The organism is Marinobacter sp., from assembly GCF_044799475.1.
GTDB lineage: Bacteria > Pseudomonadota > Gammaproteobacteria > Pseudomonadales > Oleiphilaceae > Marinobacter.
Genome location: NZ_CP085217.1, coordinates 2,416,550 through 2,436,322 on the forward strand (window position 1 = coordinate 2,416,550; position 19,773 = coordinate 2,436,322).

Genomic DNA, 19,773 nt, shown 5'->3' on the forward strand with positions numbered 1-19,773 from the left:
GAAAGAGTCTTTCTCTCAGGGCCGGGTCCGTGAAACCAGTAGCGCCACCGGGAACTCGGCGAACAGCCGTTCCGCCATCAGTAATGAGCCCTTCCCAACCGACACTGACTCCCGGGTCAGCCGATTCCAGTAGCCACGGGTGGCCAGATCTTCAGGCAGCTCGACACCTGAGTCCCCCCAGTCCAGGCGGCTCACGAGATTGCCGGAGCCACCGGCTGCAGCAGTTCCCAGACGCCCGAGCAGCCTGGGTACCACCACGATGAGCGTTTTGCCATCGTGTTGCCGCGCAAAAGCGAAGAGACTGTCAGCGTGTGCGCCTCTGGTCCGCAAAGCAATATAGGCCCCCTGGCCGAACAGTTCCGGATGCTGGCGTCGCAGGGACAGACACCTCCAGGTGACATAGCATTTGATACGGCCGTCCGACATGTCACCGGTCAGCTCGGATAACGCAGCGCGCTCAACGGGCTCCGTCTCAAACTGCGCTTTCAGTTCCTGAAGCATCTCCCTGCGCTGATCGTAGTTCACTGCACGGCGATTGTCCGGGTCCACCAGGCTGAAGTTCCAGAGCTCGTCCCCCTGATAGGTATCGGGCACGCCGGGGCTTGTCATTTTTAGCAGGACCTGGGCCAGGCTGACGTGCATCCCCAGGATGCTGATCGATTTCTGAAAGCTGGTGAAGTCCTCCAGAAAGCCGGCGTTGTCCGGCTGCAGCACACCGTCGATGAATCTGGAGAGGCTTTCCTCATAGCCGACGTTGCTGTTGATCCAGGAGGTATGCTGCTTGGCTTCCTTTACCGCCTTGAGCATGTAGTCCCGTATCCGCGCCCTGAACGCTTCCAGGTCAAGGGAAGGCAGTGACTCCAGGGGCCAGGCGCCGACCAGGGTCTGATACAGGAGGTATTCGGTGTTTTTATCGGGCCAGGCTCTGCCGTTATCCTGGTCTTTGTAGTGGGCATTGATGGCAGCCCAGTGATTGACCTTCTCCTGCCATTGATCCGGAATTTCAGAAAGAATTCCTATTCGCGCGCGGGTATCGGCAGATCGCTTGGTATCGTGGGTGGAGGTATCGACCATGCTGTGAGGCCAGTTGGCCAGGCGCTCAAGGTTGGCCTGATGAAAGGCCTCAGCGCTGGTCCCGAAAACATCCGGCTCGGCGCCTACTTCATTGAGCGCAATCAGCCGGTGGTAGACGTACAGGGCGGTGTCCTCCAGACCCTTGGCCGTGACCGGGGAAGTATATTGCTGGAAGCCCATTGAGAACCGTATCAACTGTCGGCGCAGGGATTCGGGCTGGCCTTCGCCGACCTCGAGAAGCAGAGCGTTACGGATGAAATGGAATGCTGTGATATCGGCGGCCCGGCTCCTTCCCATGGCATCCCGGACTGCGCGGTCTACCTGATCCCGATCCTCCTCACTGACACCGCGCTCGGTGATATAGGTACGATATACCGGAAAACACGCGACGACCTCGGTAAGAGCCTGCCTCAGACCATTAAGGGTAAAGTCCCGCGTATGCGGGTCGGCATCCGCAATACGGGCAAGCTGGTTTGCAAGTACCGCCATCCCGCTGGCAAGCGATGTCTGAACAATCAGCTTTTTCGAGCGATAACAGATGTCTTCAAAGCTCATTCTTTGGCCGACAAAGGCTTCGTAGATTTCCTGCATCTCACCTGCGGCATCGGGATCAATAAACAGGCCAGTGCAATCGGCAGCGAATTCATAGCCCGTGGTGCCATGAATGGGCCAGTCCCGCCGCAGCCTTTCGCCTTTACTGAGAATCTTTTCGGCGATGAGCCAGGTCGGTTTGGGGCCTTGCAGGCGACTGAAGTACTGTGCCGGGTCATAAAGCCCGTCGGGATGGTCTATTCGCAGGCCCTGGACCTTTCCCTCCCGGACAAGATCAAATGCAAGGCTATGGGTCTTTTCGAAAACCGCATGTTCTTCCTGCCGCAGACAGGCGAGATCATTGATATCGAAAAACCGGCGGTAGTTGATTTCATCAGCTGCGACTCGCCAGTAGGCCAGTCGATAGGCCTGGGCCTCGAGCAGCTCATGCATCGGGCTGCTGATCTCCTCGGCCAGGGTTTCGGATCTGTTGATCTCCCCGACGACGCTCGTCAGGTGTTGCTGCAGGGCGGGGCTGTCCTCGTGGAGAACTTTAAGTCGCTGCTTGAGGAGTTCCTTGTCCCGGTTGCGCGCAGTCAGCTCGTCGTGCCAGGTGTTGCTGCGGGCCGGAAGGTTCTCAAAGGCTGTCACGAGGCTCTGATATTCCATCAGTGCAAGCTCTTCGCCCGCAAAACGTTCCTTCAATGTGCCCGGCTGCCGATTGAAAATAAGGGGGTACTGGCGCGGATCGATCGGGAAGCAGTGCTCGTAATAGTGTACGGAAAAACTGCCCTGGCGCGGGTCAAAGCGGAGCTTTAGCTGTCTCTGGTCAAGAACATCACCGTAATGGTCGCCCAGTACCGGAATCAGTACCTGGTTATTCATCCCCCGGCGCAGGGGTGTCCAGTCGATGTCGAAAAAATCTGCAAACTGCGACGCCGGGCCATTTTCCAGAACATCCAGCCACCGGAGGTTGTCGTCCCCCATGACGCCCATGTGGTTGGGTACCATGTCGAGAATATGGCCCATATCCCGTTCTTTGAGTTTTGCAGCGAAGTCATCGAGATCCGCCTGGCTGCCAATTTCCGGATTGAGCTCACCATGGTCAACTATGTCATAGCCATGGCTGCTGCCGGCCCGAGCCTTCAGGTAGGGGGAGCAGTAACAGTGGCTGATGCCCAGATCATGGAGATAGGGAATCAGCTTTCCGGCATCGCGGAAGGTGAAATTCCTGTTGAGCTGGATCCGATAGGTGGCCGTGGGGATAGTATTTGCGTCACGGGCCGAAGCGAGAAAAACGGCAACCGACCAGGGCAGAAGGTTTCCATTCTTCAGGGCATCCGGCAACTCGGCAGGGAGGCAATAAACCATATCTCCCGGGTCCGGCCCAGGGCCGGAAATTACACAGGAAAGGGGCCCGAGATTCATCAGTATGGTGAGCGTGGAGCCATTCTTTAACTGCCAGGTTACCTGGAGGGCCGTGTCACCCTGCTCCTGGAAGGTTCCCGCGCCGGAGAGAGGGCGATGTCCATTTTCGCTATAGAGTTTCTCCCTTAAAGCCAGCAGATCTCTGAAATGGCGGTGGCGGTCGGCGTGGTGGGGCGATTCGAGACAGTCCCACTTGAGCTTGCTTTGAGCGAAAGTCTGTTCGGAATTCGGATCCGGGATGCGATCCCTGTTGTCAGCTTCGGAAAAATCTTCAAACCCTGAAAATTCTGCCTGGCGCCCTGACGTTACTGCTTCGGCGAGCTCTCCGGAAAAGTCACAGAAAAACTGAAAGGGCGTTGTCGCCCCGAATTCTTCTCCCATGAACACCAGGGGCGGCTGGGGGGCCAGCAGACGCACCGCTGCGGCAGCAGCAATAGCTTCGGGTGGTGCAAGGGCATCGATCCGTTCGCCGAAGGCGCGATTGCCCACCTGATCGTGATTTTGCAGAAAGGACACAAAGGCCTCGGGAGGAAGCTCGGTGCTCCGTTCGCCCCGGTGCACGTTTCCCCTGTAGGGAGAAACTTCTCCCTGGTATGCAAACCCCTCGGCAAGACACCGGCCCAGAAACCAGTTTGGTTTCCGGGCATAGTCGGCATAGTAGCCATCGTTCTCGCCGGTGAGCATCAGGTGCAGGCAGTGATGAATGTCATCATTCCACTGGGCAGTATAGAAGCGGGGTGATAGCTCTGGAGTTCGGGAAAGGTAACGGGCGCAGTTGTGGTCGTTTTCAAGCACCAGATGGATCTGACGGTTGCGGCCCGGGCCCTCCTGGACCCGGGTGGCGAGTTCCTCAAGAAAGGACGGGCTGGAATCGTCCCGGATGGCGTGAACGGCGTCCAGTCTCAAGCCATCCAGATGATATTCCTCCAGCCAGTACAGGGCATTATGGATGAAAAACTCCCGGACGGTCTGGCTGTTTTCATCGTCAAAATTGATCGCGGCGCCCCAGGGGGTCTGATGGCGCTCGGTAAAAAAATGAGGCGCATAAAGGTGCAGGTAATTGCCGTCGGGCCCGAAATGATTGTAGACAACATCCAGCAAGACCATGATCTGGCGCTCATGCGCTGCCTGAATCAGGCGTTTCAGTTGCTCGGGGCGGCCATAGGTATGATCAGGGGCAAAGAGCAGAACGCCGTCGTAGCCCCAGTTCCGGCGCCCCGGAAAGTCCGACAGTGGCATAAGCTCAATGGCGGTAATACCAAGTGCCGCCAGATAATCCAGCCTTTCTTCAATACCCTGGTAATCACCGTCTTTGCTGAAGGTTCCGGCGTGCAGCTCGTAGATCACGGCTTCGTGCCAGGGCCGGCCGCGCCATTCCCTGTCCCCCCAGGCGAAAGCTGAGGGGTCGACCACTTCGCTCGGCCCGTGGACATCCTCCGGCTGAAAGCGCGAGGCAGGGTCTGGCACACACTCATTGCCCCGGATGCGGTAGCTGTAGAGGGAGCCGGTGGCGGCGCGGTCTGTTTCGAGGCAGAACCAGCCTCCTTCTCCGGCCTCCATGGGCAGACAGGTCCTGTCTTTGCCCTCGTGGAGACAGAGTTCGACTCCGGAGACCGCGGGCGCCCAGAATCCGAAATGCACCCTGCCATCCGGCTGGATGCGGGCCCCAAACGGCATCTCGTGAAACCGGTTCACGTCTTCTCCCCCTGGTTCACATCCCTGCGATGGTGGAAAAGCATCAGGGAGTGGCCTCCAACCGCGCATTCGGAGCCGGAAACCCAGCTCTGGGAAGAGGCCGGAATGTCAGGGATAAAGGTGTTTATCAGGAGGTTCCAGGAGGCTATGCCGGCGATCTCCGGAATGGTGAAAGCCACATCGTCATGATGGGCATTCAGGAACAGCAGGAAGTCGTCATCTTCCAGGCGTTCTCCCTGCCTGTCCACATCGGGCAGCCCAGTGCCGGTTACAAGTGCCCCAAGAGCCCTGGCAAAGGTCGTGTCCCATTCCTCCTTGGTCATTTCGCCGCCGTCGGGGTTGAGCCAGTAGATATCCCGGGTATCAGCGTCGTCGACGGGTTGACCGTGAAAAAAATGGCAGCGCCGGAAGGCAGGGTGGGATTTTCGGATATGGATCAGTTGACGGGTAAACTCCAGGAGCTGGGTGCCTTCCTCGCCCAGTTCCCAGTTCAGCCAGCTGATCTCATTGTCCTGACAGTAAGGATTACTGTTTCCCTGCTGGCTGCGTCCGAATTCGTCACCAGCCACCAGCATGGGAACGCCCGTTGAGAGGAAAAGGGTGGCAAGAAAGTTGCGCTTCTGGCGCTCCCGCAACGCCAGGACCTCCGGGTCATCGCAAGGTCCCTCTGCCCCGCAGTTCCAGCTCCGGTTTCCGTGTCCTTCGCTCTCTTCTCCTTTTTCTTCCCCCTCTTCAGTTTCTTCTCCTTCTTCTATCTCTTCTCCTTCTTCATCGCCCCCCTGATTCGGCTCATTGGCCAGATTATGCTCCTGGTTATAACTGACAAGATCATGAAGTGTGAATCCATCATGAGCGGTGATGAAGTTGATACTGGAGCAGGGACTGCGGCCTTTTGAATAAAAAAGATCGGCCGAGCCGGTCAGGCGCGTGGCCAGTTCGGCGATAACGTCGCCTTTCCCGCGCCAGTAATCTCGGACCGTGTCCCGGTATCTGTCGTTCCATTCGCTCCAGAGTGGTGGAAAATTGCCGACCTGATAGCCGCCTTCGCCCAGATCCCAGGGCTCGGCAATCAGCTTTACCCGGGACAGCACCGGGTCCTGCTGGATGATGTCAAAGAAAGCCCCATACCGGTCGAAATCGTGCTCCTCCCGGCCCAGGGTGGCAGTCAGATCAAACCGGAAGCCGTCGACGTGCATTTCCTGAACCCAGTAGCGAAGGCTGTCCATGATCAGTTGCAGGACCTGCGGATGCCCCATGTCGAGTGTGTTTCCGGTGCCGGTGTAATCCATATAATGGCGCTGGTCCTCCGGCACCAGTCGGTAATAGGATCGGTTGTCTATACCCCGGAAGCAGAGCGTGGGCCCCAGGTGATTGCCTTCGCCAGTATGGTTATAAACAACATCAAGGATCACTTCGATGCCGGCGGCGTGCAACGCTTTGACGGCAGCTTTGAACTCGGTGACCGGGTCGCTGCTGGCGTACTCGGGCTCAGGTGCAAAAAAACCAATACTGTTGTAACCCCAGTAGTTGGTGAGGCCCTGATCTTCCAGGTGACGGTCATTGACGTAAGCGTGAATGGGCAGCAGCTCGACCGCTGTAATGCCAAGCCGTTTGAGGTAGTCGATTACCGGCTCTGTGCCCAGTGCCGCATAGGTTCCCCTGACGTACTGGGGAAGGTCCGAACGCAGCCTGGTAAAGCCCTTGACATGAAGCTCGTAGAGGACAGTTTCGTGCCAGGGAATAGCCGGCGGAGTGTCTCCTTCCCAGTCAAAGCTCCCATCAATGACCCGGGAGTGGAACATACCCTCAACGCTGTCTCTGTCGTCAAAGGACAGGTCTTCTTTTTTGTCGCCGATGCGGTAGCCAAACATTGCATCGCTCCACTGGAGCCCTCCGGAAATGGCTTTGGTGTATGGGTCCAGTAAAAGCTTGTTCGGATTAAAGCGGTGGCCGTCTTTCGGAGCGTAGGGCCCGTGAACCCGGTAACCATAAAGTAGCTCGGGACGCACGTGGGGCAGGTAAGCATGCCATACAAGCCCTGTGCGCTCAGGCATGACGATGCGCTCAATTTCCTGCTTGCCGGAAGGGTCGAAAAGGCAGAGCTCAACCCGTTCGGCATGTTCGGAAAAAAGGGCAAAATTTACTCCGTTTCCATCCCAGGTCGCGCCAAGTGGCTGGGGTTCTCCTGGCCAGACGCGCGGCTGCTTTTCACTCATTGCTCAGTTCCACCTTTTGTGCGGACAGCTAACCGTTCTGCTGAGCCGTAAAAATGCTTGATGACGGGTGGTGGGAACAACGTTCACGCTAAAACTCTCCCACCGCAAATTCTCCAGACACGGTCTGAAGACTGGGCTAAAAAAGTCGGTTCATATTTGATATACAGGTTCTGGAAACTGCTGGCCAGTGCTTTCCCGGCGCGGATGGCGGTCTCCCTGCCTGTCCGCGAACGCACAGGGCTTTCCGGGCTTGACAACAAAGAAAGCCCGGAAGAAACATCGGACCATCTGTCAGGAGTTGGCAGTCCCGTGGAGCCCGGTCCTGGGCCGAGGGGTCGGGCGCGCGGCGCGGCATTGCGAATTGCGATGCTTGCGCAGAAGCCACGAATACAGCTGGCGTACCCCTGCCTGATGTTGGCTCTCCTGAAACATCAATCCCAGACCCTGGTCAGTTTTATGGACAACCATGGCTTTCCCTCTCAGTGATAGGCCAGAGGGCTGCTCTTCAGATGTTAGTACAAATTCGAGCACCTGGTTGGATCCGACTTCGGTCGTGTCTGTCGCCACGAACAGCCCGTCTCTGCTTACTTCTCTGAGGCGTCCGGTGCATACCAGCGTTCCATGCCTGTAAAGGTGCAACTGGGCATTTGTTGATAGTCTCAGGCTCTGTCTGTGTTCCATTGTTGTCCTCCCTGCTGCGTATTTCGCTCCCTTAACAGTCTTATAGAAGGGATTCATGGGTTTTGACTGTCGCCAAAACAGGTATTTAAGATGACTCTACCGCAGCTTTGTGGCTCAGACAAATCCTATTATCCGGTTTTTTCTCACGCCCATTTGCCAGTCCGCTTCACCGTGCTGCTCCAGTCTTCTGGCAGTGCCTGCTGTGCGTCAGGGGATGAATCGCTGTTATGATTCGCAGTCTCCAGCAATCAGTTTCGGGGCTTGCGGTATGGTAGTCATGGTAGAGGCATTGGTGCCCATTTTCGGTTTGATCATGCTGGGTTACCTGTTCCGACGCTGGCAGTTCCCGGGAGAAGGCTTCTGGCCACTGGCCGAACGTTTTACCTACTATGCGCTTTTCCCCGCCATGCTGATCTACAAGCTGGGCAGCGCCGAGCTGCCGGTGTCGGCCTATTTCGAGATCGCGGTGCTGATCCTTGCAATGCTGGCTGCCATGACGCTGCTGCTGGTGATTGTCCGCCTGGTGTGGCGCTGGTCCGGGCCGGTCTATTCTTCAGTATTCCAGGGCGCGGGCCGCTTCAACTCTTATGTGGCGCTGGCTGCGGCCGGGCTTCTGCTGGGGGACGAGGGGCTGTCACTGATGGCCATCGCGGTGGCAGTGATGGTGCCGCTGCTCAATCTGTTGTGCATCTTGATGTTTGCCCTGATCGCCGATCAGGAACCGGTGCGTTTTCGCCCGGTGCTGAAAGCAATTGTCACCAATCCGCTGATCATCGGGTCAGTGTTTGGGGTGGTCTGGAGCTTTTTTCGCATTGGTTTTCATCCGCTGCTGGCAGGGATGCTGGAGCCACTCAGTAACCTGGCCCTGCCGCTCGGCCTGATGACCGTGGGCGCGGGGCTGCAGTTGCGGGCGCTGCGCGGAGCCTCGATGCCCTTCGCGGTGGCCACGTTTGCCAAGTTGATCTGTTTTCCCGTAATGACACTGGGCCTGGCCATGCTCCTTGGCGTCGACGGTCTGATGCTGCAGGTGGTGATACTGCTGGCGGCGATGCCCACCGCCTCGTCATCCTATATCCTGGCGCGCCAGCTTGGCGGTGACGCGCCCCTGATGGCGGCGATCATCAGTGGCCAGACGCTGCTGGCCACCGTGACCGTGCCGCTGTTACTGGGTCTGCTCTGGTAGGCACTTCAGGGCTGCATCCGCCAGCGCCTGCTGGAACCTGAGGTACCCCTGGGCATCGGGGGTGATGTCAGTCGCCAGTGGGTCCCAGGTGCTCATGGTCAGTTCCAGGTTTTCGGTGATTGAGCGCCACCACTTCCGACTGAACTGGGGTTCCGTCAGCAGGCAGGGCTTGTTGGCTCCGGCAAGCTGTGCCTGGATCTCCGCCAGGTGACGGGCTCCCGGTGGCCTTTCAGGACTGTGGGTCATGACGCCGGCGACGGAGAGGCCATAGTGCTCGGCAAAGCGACCGAAGGCATCATGATAGGTAAATATGGATATATCCTTCAGCGGCTTCAGCTGTTGCCGGATGCTTTTTTCCTTTTTCCCGAGATTGCTGCGGAAACGTTCAAGATTGCTGTCGAGGGTATTTACCTCTGCGTCCGGAAGTTCTGACAGATGGGCGTGAATCTGTTCTGCCATGCCCAGGGCCAGAGCTGGATCCAGCCAGATATGCGGGTCTTCGCCATGGCCATGGTCGTGATCTGTTCCGTGTTCGTCATGACGGTCCCCCGCCTCATCTTCTTTCGTATCAGGAGCAAAGGCTACTGTGCGGCCACTGAAGTCGGCTCCCGACAGAAGCCGGTCCAGAAATGTCTCCATGTCCGGCCCGACCCAGAAAATCAGATCCGCCGTTTCCAGGGCTTTGCGTTCCGAGGGACGTATCTGGTAGGTATGCGGGCTGGCCCCGGAAGGCACCAGAGTGGTTACCCTCGTGGTGTCGGTTGCCACTGCGCGGACCAGAAGCTCCAGCGGCTTGAGGGAGGTGACAACATGCGGAGGTTCGGCCGCATGCAGCTGTGCGACGCCTGAAGACAGGCTGAAAGCGGCGAGCAGGCTGCCGGCCAGGATATGGGCGTGTTTCATGGTCGAGTCCTTCGAATAAATAGAATGTTATAATATTACATTAATTCACTCCCGTGAAGGGCGCGCCCGGGTGTTTATGCGAAAACGGTCAGTCCCGGTATAATGCTGGCCTTAAACCCACGGGCTGCCGATAATGGCGCCTGCCAACCAGGACGCTTTCATGACCGTACGTACCCGAATCGCGCCTTCACCGACCGGAGATCCACATGTCGGTACCGCCTATGTTGCGCTGTTCAATCTGTGTTTTGCACGCCAGCATGGCGGCCAGTTCATTCTGCGAATCGAGGATACCGACCAGGTACGCAGTACAGAAGAGTCCGAACGGGATATATTCCGGGCCCTGCGATGGCTGGGGCTGGAATGGGACGAAGGCCCGGATGTAGGCGGCCCCCATGGTCCCTACCGCCAGTCCGAGCGCAGGGATGATTACCGTCAATATGCCCTGGATCTGGTGGAAAAGGGCTATGCCTTTTACTGCTTCCGCACGCCGGAGGAGCTTGAGGTTATCCGCGAGGAGCGCAGGGCTGCAGGTCTGAATCCGGGCATCAAGGGCGATCTTGAGTTGCCGGCAGAGGAAGTGCAGCGCCGCATGGATGCTGGTGAGCCCTATGTTATCAGGATGAAGGTGCCGGATGAGGGTGTCTGTCACATTGACGATATGCTCCGTGGAACCATTGATATCGACTGGGGGCAGGTGGACTGTCAGATTCTCCTGAAATCCGATGGCATGCCCACCTACCACCTGGCGAACGTGGTGGACGATCACCTGATGGAGATCACCCACGTGATGCGGGGCGAGGAGTGGATCAACTCGGCGCCCAAACACCAGCTGCTTTATGAATATTTCGGATGGCAGATGCCGGTATTGTGCCATCTTCCTCTGCTGCGCAACCCGGACAAGAGCAAGCTGTCCAAACGCAAAAACCCCACCAGCATTAACTTTTACGAGCGCATGGGCTTTCTTCCCGAGGCGCTGCTCAACTATCTGGGCCGCATGGGGTGGTCCATGCCGGATGAGAGGGAAAAGTTTTCGCTGGCAGACATGATTGCCAGTTTCGACATCAGCCGCGTATCCCTGGGCGGGCCCATTTTTGATGTGGAAAAGCTGCGCTGGCTCAACGGCCTGTGGCTGCGGGAAGATCTCTCGGATGAGCAGTTCATGGCCCGGATACGGGACTGGTGGTTCAATGCCGAGGCACTGGCGCCTCTGGTGCCCCATGTGAAGGGCAGGGCGGAGGTGTTCAGCGATGTGGCCCCCATGGCCGCCTTCATGTTCTCGGGCATGCTGAACCTCAGGCCAGAGGACTTCAGCCACAACAAACTGGACGAGGGTGACATCCGCAGAGTGCTCCAGTTCACTCTCTGGCGCCTGGAAGCTCAGCGGCACTGGAGCAAGGAAAACATTTTCGCCGATATCAAAATGCTGGCGAAGGCGCTTGGCCTGAAGATGGGGGACTTCATGTTTCCTGTTTTCGTCGCAATTGCCGGCACGCCGAATTCCTGGTCCGTGATGGACTCCATGGCCCTGCTTGGGCCAGATATGACCAGGGCCAGGCTGCGTCATGCGTTGCAGCTGCTGGGCGGGTTCTCGAAAAAAGAGACAAAAAAGGTGGAAAAGGAATACGCAGCATTACCGCTGGATTGATCAGTAAACGAACGGATCGCCGGCCACTGATACTCACGCGGGAAAAAAACGATTGTCAGGGGTTGACGGGCCGGCGACCGATCACTAATATACCGCTCCGTTGATGGGGCCATAGCTCAGCTGGGAGAGCGCGACGCTGGCAGCGTCGAGGTCGACGGTTCGATCCCGTCTGGCTCCACCATTTCAACGTGTCCCCTTCGTCTAGTGGCCTAGGACACCGCCCTTTCACGGCGGTAACACCGGTTCGAACCCGGTAGGGGACGCCATTATTCAGGATGCCGGCAGCAGCCGGATATCCATAAAAAAACCGCCCGAGAGAGGCGGTTTTTTTATGGCCGGAATTCCGGTGCTCTGTTCCCCGCTGAAGGCACCTCAGCGAACGGCCAGCGCACCCTTGCCCACCCCTTCAAATGCCCGCACCTGGATGGTGTCATCCGGGAAGTCTGTTTTGCACTCATCGGCAATGTGGGAGGCGATCAGTTCCACCGTGGTGTCGGTAGTCATCATGTAGACCCGGCTCTCAGGCATGGTAAGACTGAATTCCCCCTGGTTGGCTTCGTAACTGAAGGTTATGTAGCGGGAGCCGTCAGGGTCAGCAGAGCGCTCGCTGACGTCCTCCTCGGAACCGACGTAGATATCTTCCCAGCGCCTGGCCCACACCTGCTCAAGTGCCGGATCGCGCTGGCCGTTGCGGTGGATCTCAATTGGGGAGCGGTGGCCATGAGCAATCCGCTGGCAGTTACCCAGATGTTTCTTGAGGCCGTGGACATAGTGATACCAGGCTCCGGTGATCTCTTCCTCCCGCAGGCTGATCTGGATATCCTGAACGTTGGCTGGCAGGACCTGTTTTAGCTCGGTCTCAAGGAGCTTCGCCACGGCTTTGGCTTCGAGAGTCTCTCCTGGAACCATGACGAAGGCTTCCTGGGGACCCCGGTGAACAATACGGGTACCATCCGTGAGGTGCCAGATGAGTGTGTCAGGGGTCTCTGGCTTGACCTCAAGGCCCGGATAGCCGGACGGCACAGCAAGACGGTGGTCCACCCGCTCGTCAATTATCTGTTTGATGGTGCGCTTGACCGAGCTGAAATCAAACACCATGCCCTGGTCGTCGAGCTCACCACCGAGAACGACATCAACAATCCAGCTTTCTCCCACCAGCCCCCGGGAGGGGTCAAGATAGGCAAAATCGATGACGGTCAGATTGTCGACAAAAAGGTGGTTCATCAGATAGTCCGCTGAGAAGAGTTGCTGCAGGGATCGGGCAAACAGGTGGCCGGGGACGGCCGGGTTCGCTACCCTGGGTGTGCAGGATTGGCGGGAATTCTAACAAAAATCCATCAGACTGAGTGAGAAATTGCATGGCGAGCCAGGGTTCCGGCAATCTTTCGAAGCGGCGGTTCCCCGCTATTGTGCTGGCAGCCGGCGCTTCCCGGCGCATGGGGCGGGCCAAGGCGCTTCTGCCATGGGCGAAAGGGAATCTGCTGGATCAGGCCGTGGGCCAGGCGTGGTGCCTGGGTGACGAGGTCTGGGTCGTTGCCGGCTGCCGGTATCCGCTGATTCGCTACCGGTGCCGGCGACAACCGTCAGGCTGGCTGCGAAACCCGGAGTGGGAAGAGGGCATGGCTTCATCCCTGAGAAGGGGGCTGGGGGCGCTTCCGGCAGCAGCGGCCGGAGCATTTGTGGTGCTGGTGGATCAGCCCCTGATCACCCTGGAGTCACTACAGCCGCTGGCGGATCACGCGCGGGCAGATCCGGCCAGAGCCGTGGCCGCGGACTACAATGGCCGCCCGGGCGCCCCGGCCTGGCTGCCCAGAAGCCTGTGGCCGGCAATATCCAGGATCACTGGAGACAGGGGGGCTGCCAGCGTGCTTGCAGCGGCGGCAGCCCATCGTGTCCGGGTCCCCGGAAGTGAGCTTGATCTGGACACCCTGGAAGACTGGCGGAAACTTTCAGGGCATCAGGCGAACAGGCCGGAGAGCCAGGCGATGCCAACCGCAAAAATGCCAAGGCTGACCGACAGGCCAATGGTGTAGAGCCGGGAGGCAGACGCCTTCTGCTGACTGGCATAGAGATCAATGGTGCGTTGGGCGATGTCCTCTGCAGTTTCCCGGGATATTTCATGGGCCTGCTGGATAGCCTCGGACTGCAGGGTCTGCCAGAACTCGGTATCAATAGTCTGGACGCTGGTAATGTGGTCTTTGAGCTCGGCCATGTGCTCGCTGGTAAACCCGCCGCCCCGGGAAAGCTCCTTGCGGAATTCGGACAGCTCCCGGGCTAGGTTCAGGCTCACTTCGGCGGCCACTTCGTCCTTCAGGGACGCGGTCTGTTTGTCGATCGCTGCAGTCACCCTGCCGAGACGTTCTTCAAGGGCCGCAGACTGTTTTTTGTCGGCGTCATCCAGCGCCCGTTTCAGGTGGTCAAACTGCTCGTCGAAAAGACTGCTGAGGAGTTCATGAAGGCGGTTGTTAATGTGAGTCTTCACCGCCGAGCGGGCAATCTGCTCAATCAGGTCGCTGGTGAGGGGGACGACCTGAGGCCCCTGTTGTGCTGCGCTTCCCTGACCGGTTTCAGCCGATTTCGGCGACATTTCCACCGAGGCGTCCTGTGGCAGGGAGAACTCATCTTCTGCAGTTTCCGGAACTTTGAAATCGCTGCCTCCGGGCGCTTCCGGCAGGGTTCCCTTATCCACATCGCTGGATAACTGCTCAAGAACGAGGTTAAGACCGTCGGTATGGGGTGGTTTGGTCAGTACGTTGTACACGCCGAAGTTGCGGGCCTCTTCCACGAACGAAGCCGATTTCTTGGACGTGCACATGATAATCGGGATACCTGCGGTGGCAGGGTTTCCCTTGATGGCCTTGGTGGCCTCCACGCCGTTCATGCCGGGCATCAGGTGATCCATGAAGATCACGTCCGGACGGTCATGGTTGTTGAGGAAATCCAGTGCCTCTTCGGCGGAGCCTGCCATGTTGACCTGCATTTCGCGGCTCTCCAGCAGCTTGCTGAGAGCGAAGCGGGCCACTTTTGAGTCGTCCACCAGGAGTGCGTTTTTAATTGCCATCATACAACCTCAACCTTTCCACCGTTGTCTGTTAAGTTCCGCACCCACCGACGGATTCTCGTTATTCTCTGTCGAATTATCTGAATTTTCTGGCAACCGAGACCCTCGTCAGCCCTGCCAATACCCGGCCTCTCCTGTTACCAGCCTTCGAGGGGAGGGCACTGGGTGGCACGGTAGCTCTTGTCCCGGTAGCACACGCCAGGTTCGCTGGTTCTGGCCCGGAATATCTCGCCTTCCGGCGTGGTCAGTTTGACCTGGCCATAAGGCTCGCCATAACGGAAGGTGGCCTCAATGGAGCTGCCATTGGGGTTGAGCAACAGTCCCCTGCCGTGGAATTTTCCTTCCACGTACTCTCCCTGGTATTTTTTGCCGCCGGCCAGGATTTCACTGCCCGTGCCGTGGAACTCCCCTTCAGAAAAACCGCCTTCAAAGGAACGTCCGTCCGGAAAGGTAAGGGACCCTTCACCATGGAATTGGTCGTTGCGGAACCCGCCAACATAGAGCTTGCCGTCCTGAGTGGTCAGGGAGCCGTAGCCATTCAGACGATTGTTTTTCCAGGCCCCGGTCAGGATATCGCCGTTGGCCCTGGTGAGCGTGCCCTGGCCATGAAAGCTGTCGTTGGCGAACTGGCCGGTATAGGTGGAACCGTCAGCCCCGCGAAAGCTGCCTTCTCCAGAGCGCTGGCCGTTGTTCCAGTCACCCTTGTAACGGCTACCGTCGGGATACCAGGCGGTGCCTTTGCCATGAAACTGACCGCTGATGAAGCCACCCTCGTAACGCAGGCCGTCTTTCCCTTCGAAGGTGCCGTCGCCGGTCTTTACGCCGCCAACCCAGGTGCCTCTGCGGTGGTCCACCCTGGTATAGGCTTCAAGCTGTCCGACAAGAGTCAGCTGGTCGCCAGCATCCACCGCGATGGTTTTCTGCCAGGGCCTGTAACCTTCTTTGGTGATCGCAACGTCGTACTTGCCCGGCTTCAGGTCCAGATTCAGCCTGGTGGGGCCATGCTCGGTACCATTGATGACCACCTTGTCCCCGTGAACGTTGGAGCGCAGCGTGAGGCTGGCTGTGGAGGGCAGCTCGGGCTCAGGCGCAGCTTCTGGCAGGGGGTCTGGTGTCCAGGCCTGAGGCTCTTGCAGCTGGAAGGCGGGCTGGGGGGACAATCTGGCAACCCCGGGAGCGGGTTCCCGCTTGTCCGGCGTGACCTGGGGCGTCGATGGCTTCGTATCATGCTCTGAATCGGTCATCTCTGCCGCCGTCGTGGAGGCGGAAACCTGTTGCGCAACAGGTTTCCGGGGCTCCGGTTCAGCCCGGCCTGCGACGGCGATCTCTTCTTCTTTCTCTGGCACAGCGGTGGCCGGGGCCTGTTCTGGTTCGCCCGCCTCAACCAGGGCAGGGCTCTGGGCTCTGCCCACGTCATCGCTGATGGACGCGAAGCCCGCGGTGACCAGAAGCATGAGCGCCAGTGCATTGATAAACAGTAGCGGTCTGAAATCGACCATTTAAAACCTCATCGATCCGAAATGTGGCCAGGTTGCACGGCTGTCCGTCGGCGCCGGAACGGATTTACCCCCCAACAGCGTTGCCGGGAAAAGGCCGCAGACAATCATGCCAGTCAATCTTAGCGGGTTGGGGCCGGCTTATGTAACAGGATGTGTCCCGGGTTGATGAGATTGCAGGCCAAATCACACTTTGTCCGGAAGTTCATCATGGTTGCGTTGCTCCCATGCCCTCATGTGAACATCCGCTTCGTACTGGTAGGGAGATCTGAAGGGCGTCAGGACAAAGTCAAACACGAGGAAGAAGAAACCCAGGGATAGCCAGGCGATCACAAGGGTGCTGATGGTGTTGGCCTGGACTTCAGGGTTTGCGTTCACGAAGGCCTGAAGCGTGGGCAGGACGTCGCCAACGAGGATAACCGGATTGAAGCTGGAAAGTACCAGAGGCACCCAGAACGCGATGACTACCGGAAAAAAGCCGAAAGACCAGAGGGCCCGACGGAGAATGTAGATGCCCAGTGCGCTGATGAAGCGCTGCCTGAGCTCCGGCACTTTGCGGATGCTGTCCAGGTATCGTCTGCGAGCCGCCCAGTATGCGGCAACACTGGGCTCCGAATTCGGATTGTCCGCGTGCCCGGTAGCTTGTTCCCTTGATCGGTTTGCGGAGGATTCTCTTGCATGGCCGGTGCCTGAGAGGTGACTGCTGTACCCGGACGGGAGAGCTTCCGGGTCAGTGTTTGCAGCGCTGCCGGCCAGGGCCCCATCGTGAAAATCTGTGGTCATGGTGGTTGGCCTTCCTCAGCCTGGTTTATGTTCTATACAGCCACTGCAGGTTCAAGTAGCGTGACGGCAAACCTCTGCATGATAATCGAAACGACGTGTTAACCTACATACCTACATTTCAGAAAGACGGGAAAACTGAATGACAGCAGGCAGCGAAAAGGAAATACATCCGGCATTTGAGAAGTTGCGCAGTCACCACATTGCCACCCTCAATATTGACGTTGAAGAGTATCGCCACCGGAAGACGGGCGCCCGCCACCTCCACATGGCAGCTGACAACGACGAGAACGTGTTTTTTGTCGCCCTGAGAACCTTTCCCATGGATTCCACCGGCGTTGCTCACATTCTCGAGCACACTGCACTCTGTGGCAGTGAGAAATATCCCGTGCGGGATCCATTTTTCATGATGATTCGTCGTTCCCTTAATTCCTTCATGAATGCGTTTACCAGCAGTGACTGGACGGCCTATCCTTTTGCCAGCAAGAACAGGAAGGACTTCGACAACCTCCTGTCCGTCTATCTGGATTCGGTATTTTTCTCCAGGCTGGATCCGCTGGATTTTGCCCAGGAAGGCCACCGCCTGGAATTCGAAACACCGGACGACCCGGAAACACCGCTGGTATACCGGGGTGTGGTCTACAACGAGATGAAGGGGGCCATGAGCTCTGCCACCTCCCAGCTCTGGCAGAACCTCTCCGCCAACCTGTTTCCCACCACTACCTACCATTACAACAGTGGTGGCGAGCCGGATCACATAGTGGATCTGGGCTATGAGGATCTGGTGCGCTTCTATCGTCATCATTACCATCCGAGCAATGCGCTGTTCGCCACCTTTGGCAATATCCCGGCACACGAGCATCATGAGAAATTCGAGGAGCGGGCACTGGCGCGCTTTGACCGGCAGGAGATTGAACTTCCTGTACGTGACGAAAAACGCATGTTTGCCCCTGTCAGAGTTGAGCAGGCTTACGCTGTGAGTGAGGGTGAGCCTGTTGAGGGCAAAACCCACGTCGTGATGGGCTGGCTGCTCGGTCACAGTTTTGATCTGCAGGAAAATCTCGAGGGCCACCTGCTGGCCAGCGTGCTGCTGGAAAACAGCGCGTCGCCGCTGCAACGGGCACTGGAGACGACCGACGTAGGCCGCGCTCCATCACCGCTGTGTGGTCTGGAAGATTCCAACCGTGAAATGACATTTGTTTGCGGGATTGAAGGCACGGACCCGGGGAGGCACGGGGATGTCGAGGCCCTTATTGAAGGGGTGCTTGAGCAGGTTGCGACTGAAGGGGTGAGCCAGGAGCGGCTTGAAGCCATCCTGCACCAGCTGGAACTGCACCAGCGGGAAATCTCCGGCGATCAGATGCCGTATGGCCTGCAGCTGATCATGGAAGCCATCTCGCCGATGGTCCACGGCGGTGACCCGGTGGCCCTTCTGGATCTGGAGCCGGTTCTTGCCCAGATGCGCGAGAAGATCACGGATCCGGATTACATTCCCGACCTTATCCGCCGCAAGCTGCTGGAAAACCCGCACCGGGTAACCCTGACCCTGCGGCCGGATGATCAGCTTGAGTCCCGTCGGCAGGCAGCTATTCGCGAGGCCCTGGAAAAGCGCAAGGCCGCGCTCACCGAGGAGGAAACCGCAGAAATTGTCCAGCGGGCCGAGGCACTGGAAAAGCGCCAGCACCAGAAGGATGACGACAGCATCCTGCCCAAGGTCGACCTCACTGACGTACCCCTGAGAATGCCGGAGCCGGAGGCCCGTTTCAGCGGCGGGTTCCCGGCAACGCTTTACGCCCAGGGCACCAATGGTCTTGTGTATGAGCAGGTGGTCATGCCGCTCCCTCCAATGGAACGGGACGAGCTCCTGTTGCTGCCCCTGTACACCACCTGCGTGACGGAAGTGGGCTGCGGCGAGCTGGATTATCTCGAGATGCAGGATCGCGTGTCGGCGGAATCTGGCGGAATTTCCGCGTCTGTCTCTGCAAGAGGGCGGATTGACGATGTTCAGGATCTGTCCGGTTATCTGATTTTCAGTGGCAAGGCGCTTGCCCGTAATCGTGGAGCACTGACCCGACTGCTCAAAGATGTGTTCAGGGGCGCGCGGTTTGATGAACAGGGCCGGCTCCGGGAACTGATCGCCCAGGTCCGCTCGCGGCGCGAACAGGCGGTGACTGGTAGTGGTCATGCCCTGGCGATGAGTGCCGCCTCTCAGGGTCTGAGCCCGGGCGCCTGGCTGTCATTCAAGCTTGGTGGACTGGAGGCTATCCGCGGTATCAAGGCACTGGACGATGCTCTCGAAAGCCCTGAGGAACTCTCCCGGCTGTGTGAGCGGCTGGCCGCGCTGCATGGTCGGATCCAGCGCCAGCAGCGCCAGTTTCTAGCCATTGGTGAGCCGGATCAGCTTGATCCCATGGTTTCCGATCTCCAGGCCTGCTGGCCAGCCGCGGAGGAAGACGCAGGAGAGCCCTGGCAGATGGAGCCGGTGAACTACCGGACCAACCAGGCCTGGCTTACATCAACCCAGGTCAACTTCTGCGCCCGGGCATACAGCACGGTACCCGTGGACCACCCGGATGCGGCGGCGCTGACGGTGCTGGGAGGCTTTCTCCGCAACGGCTTCCTGCACCGGGCCATAAGGGAGAAAGGCGGCGCCTATGGCGGCGGTGCCGGACAGGACAGCGTCAATGGTACTTTCCGCTTTTTCTCCTACCGCGATCCCCGCCTGGCAGAGACCCTGGCGGATTTCGACCAGGCTCTGGAATGGCTGCAGACAGCCGAGCATGACCCCCAGGATCTCGAAGAGTCCATCCTTGGAGTTATCGGCCAGCTGGACAAGCCAAGGTCGCCTGCCGGTGAGGCCCGTCATGACTTCCAGAACCGTCTGTTCGGGCGCACGGTGGAGCAGCAGGAGCGCTTCCGGCAGCGGGTGCTTGCGGTAAATCTCGAGGATCTGAGGCGGGTGGCAACGACCTGGCTGGTGCCTGAAACGGCAAGCACCGCCGTGATTACCAGCCCGGAACAGCGCGAGAAGGTGGAGGCCATGGGGCTGGCGATTGAGGAGCTCTGAGCCGACTGCGGTC

At 58.5% G+C, this 19,773-nt stretch carries 12 protein-coding genes and 2 tRNA genes; 6 read left to right on the forward strand and 8 right to left on the reverse strand.

What is annotated here, in order from left to right; translation table 11 throughout:
* Positions 1–15 precede the first annotated feature (15 nt).
* The 3 genes from treY to LG327_RS11230 form a co-directional block, all read right to left on the reverse strand.
* Positions 16–4,728, reverse strand: a complete 4,713-nt coding sequence (gene treY, locus LG327_RS11220; RefSeq protein ID WP_404361898.1) for a malto-oligosyltrehalose synthase — start codon at positions 4,726–4,728, stop codon at positions 16–18.
* Positions 4,725–6,944 (reverse strand): glycogen debranching protein GlgX, encoded by a 2,220-nt coding sequence (gene glgX, locus LG327_RS11225; RefSeq protein WP_404361899.1) that lies wholly within the window; start codon positions 6,942–6,944, stop codon positions 4,725–4,727. The genes treY and glgX overlap by 4 nt, the downstream gene beginning before the upstream one ends.
* Before the next feature lie 291 nt (positions 6,945–7,235).
* Entirely contained in the window at positions 7,236–7,682 is a 447-nt protein-coding gene (locus LG327_RS11230; protein WP_404361900.1) for a PilZ domain-containing protein, read from the reverse strand.
* Positions 7,683–7,893: 211 nt separating this feature from the next.
* Here LG327_RS11230 and LG327_RS11235 point away from each other — a divergent pair, with 211 nt between their 5' ends.
* Positions 7,894–8,808: an AEC family transporter gene (locus LG327_RS11235; protein ID WP_404361901.1), complete on the forward strand. Its 915-nt coding sequence runs from the start codon at positions 7,894–7,896 to the stop codon at positions 8,806–8,808.
* On the opposite strand, the gene LG327_RS11240 is transcribed toward LG327_RS11235, so the two are convergent.
* Positions 8,788–9,711, reverse strand: coding sequence for a zinc ABC transporter substrate-binding protein (locus tag LG327_RS11240; RefSeq protein WP_404361902.1), 924 nt, complete (start codon positions 9,709–9,711; stop codon positions 8,788–8,790). The two genes, LG327_RS11235 and LG327_RS11240, sit on opposite strands and share 21 nt — an antisense overlap.
* Before the next feature lie 160 nt (positions 9,712–9,871).
* Here LG327_RS11240 and gltX point away from each other — a divergent pair, with 160 nt between their 5' ends.
* The 3 genes from gltX to LG327_RS11255 all read left to right on the forward strand — a co-directional run bounded on the left by gltX (position 9,872) and on the right by LG327_RS11255 (position 11,622).
* The gene (gene gltX, locus LG327_RS11245; protein ID WP_404361903.1) at positions 9,872–11,356 is read left to right on the forward strand and encodes a glutamate--tRNA ligase; all 1,485 of its coding nucleotides are present in this window, start codon (positions 9,872–9,874) and stop codon (positions 11,354–11,356) included.
* Positions 11,357–11,461: 105 nt separating this feature from the next.
* A tRNA-Ala gene (locus LG327_RS11250) sits at positions 11,462–11,537 on the forward strand.
* Between the two features lie 9 nt (positions 11,538–11,546).
* Positions 11,547–11,622 (forward strand) — tRNA-Glu (locus tag LG327_RS11255).
* 106 nt (positions 11,623–11,728) lie between these two features.
* Here LG327_RS11255 and LG327_RS11260 read toward each other — a convergent pair.
* On the reverse strand, positions 11,729–12,580 hold the full coding sequence (locus LG327_RS11260) for a 6-pyruvoyl trahydropterin synthase family protein (RefSeq protein ID WP_404361904.1): 852 nt from the start codon (positions 12,578–12,580) through the stop codon (positions 11,729–11,731).
* Positions 12,581–12,714: 134 nt separating this feature from the next.
* Here LG327_RS11260 and LG327_RS11265 point away from each other — a divergent pair, with 134 nt between their 5' ends.
* A complete protein-coding gene (locus LG327_RS11265) occupies positions 12,715–13,389 on the forward strand; it encodes an NTP transferase domain-containing protein (RefSeq protein WP_404361905.1) in 675 nt (224 codons plus the stop codon).
* Here the strand turns inward: LG327_RS11265 and LG327_RS11270 are convergent.
* From LG327_RS11270 to LG327_RS11280, 3 genes are all read right to left on the reverse strand, one after another.
* The gene (locus LG327_RS11270) at positions 13,314–14,417 is read right to left on the reverse strand and encodes a response regulator (RefSeq protein WP_404369366.1); all 1,104 of its coding nucleotides are present in this window, start codon (positions 14,415–14,417) and stop codon (positions 13,314–13,316) included. The genes LG327_RS11265 and LG327_RS11270 overlap by 76 nt on opposite strands.
* Before the next feature lie 137 nt (positions 14,418–14,554).
* Positions 14,555–15,916, reverse strand: a complete 1,362-nt coding sequence (locus LG327_RS11275) for a PEGA domain-containing protein (protein ID WP_404361906.1) — start codon at positions 15,914–15,916, stop codon at positions 14,555–14,557.
* Between the two features lie 183 nt (positions 15,917–16,099).
* Positions 16,100–16,696, reverse strand: a complete 597-nt coding sequence (locus LG327_RS11280; protein WP_404361907.1) for a hypothetical protein — start codon at positions 16,694–16,696, stop codon at positions 16,100–16,102.
* 139 nt (positions 16,697–16,835) lie between these two features.
* Here LG327_RS11280 and LG327_RS11285 point away from each other — a divergent pair, with 139 nt between their 5' ends.
* A complete protein-coding gene (locus LG327_RS11285; protein ID WP_404361908.1) occupies positions 16,836–19,760 on the forward strand; it encodes an insulinase family protein in 2,925 nt (974 codons plus the stop codon).
* Positions 19,761–19,773 lie beyond the last annotated feature (13 nt).

Bases quoted from the DNA above. Each gene is read 5' to 3' on its own strand.
- glgX (WP_404361899.1), bottom strand. From the start codon at position 6,944: ATGAGTGAAAAGCAGCCGCGCGTCTGGCCAGGAGAACCCCAGCCACTT.
- LG327_RS11230 (WP_404361900.1), bottom strand. From the start codon at position 7,682: ATGAATCCCTTCTATAAGACTGTTAAGGGAGCGAAATACGCAGCAGGG.
- LG327_RS11235 (WP_404361901.1), top strand. From the start codon at position 7,894: ATGGTAGTCATGGTAGAGGCATTGGTGCCCATTTTCGGTTTGATCATG.
- LG327_RS11240 (WP_404361902.1), bottom strand. From the start codon at position 9,711: ATGAAACACGCCCATATCCTGGCCGGCAGCCTGCTCGCCGCTTTCAGC.
- gltX (WP_404361903.1), top strand. From the start codon at position 9,872: ATGACCGTACGTACCCGAATCGCGCCTTCACCGACCGGAGATCCACAT.
- LG327_RS11260 (WP_404361904.1), bottom strand. From the start codon at position 12,580: ATGAACCACCTTTTTGTCGACAATCTGACCGTCATCGATTTTGCCTAT.
- LG327_RS11265 (WP_404361905.1), top strand. From the start codon at position 12,715: ATGGCGAGCCAGGGTTCCGGCAATCTTTCGAAGCGGCGGTTCCCCGCT.
- LG327_RS11270 (WP_404369366.1), bottom strand. From the start codon at position 14,417: ATGGCAATTAAAAACGCACTCCTGGTGGACGACTCAAAAGTGGCCCGC.
- LG327_RS11275 (WP_404361906.1), bottom strand. From the start codon at position 15,916: ATGGTCGATTTCAGACCGCTACTGTTTATCAATGCACTGGCGCTCATG.
- LG327_RS11280 (WP_404361907.1), bottom strand. From the start codon at position 16,696: ATGACCACAGATTTTCACGATGGGGCCCTGGCCGGCAGCGCTGCAAAC.
- LG327_RS11285 (WP_404361908.1), top strand. From the start codon at position 16,836: ATGACAGCAGGCAGCGAAAAGGAAATACATCCGGCATTTGAGAAGTTG.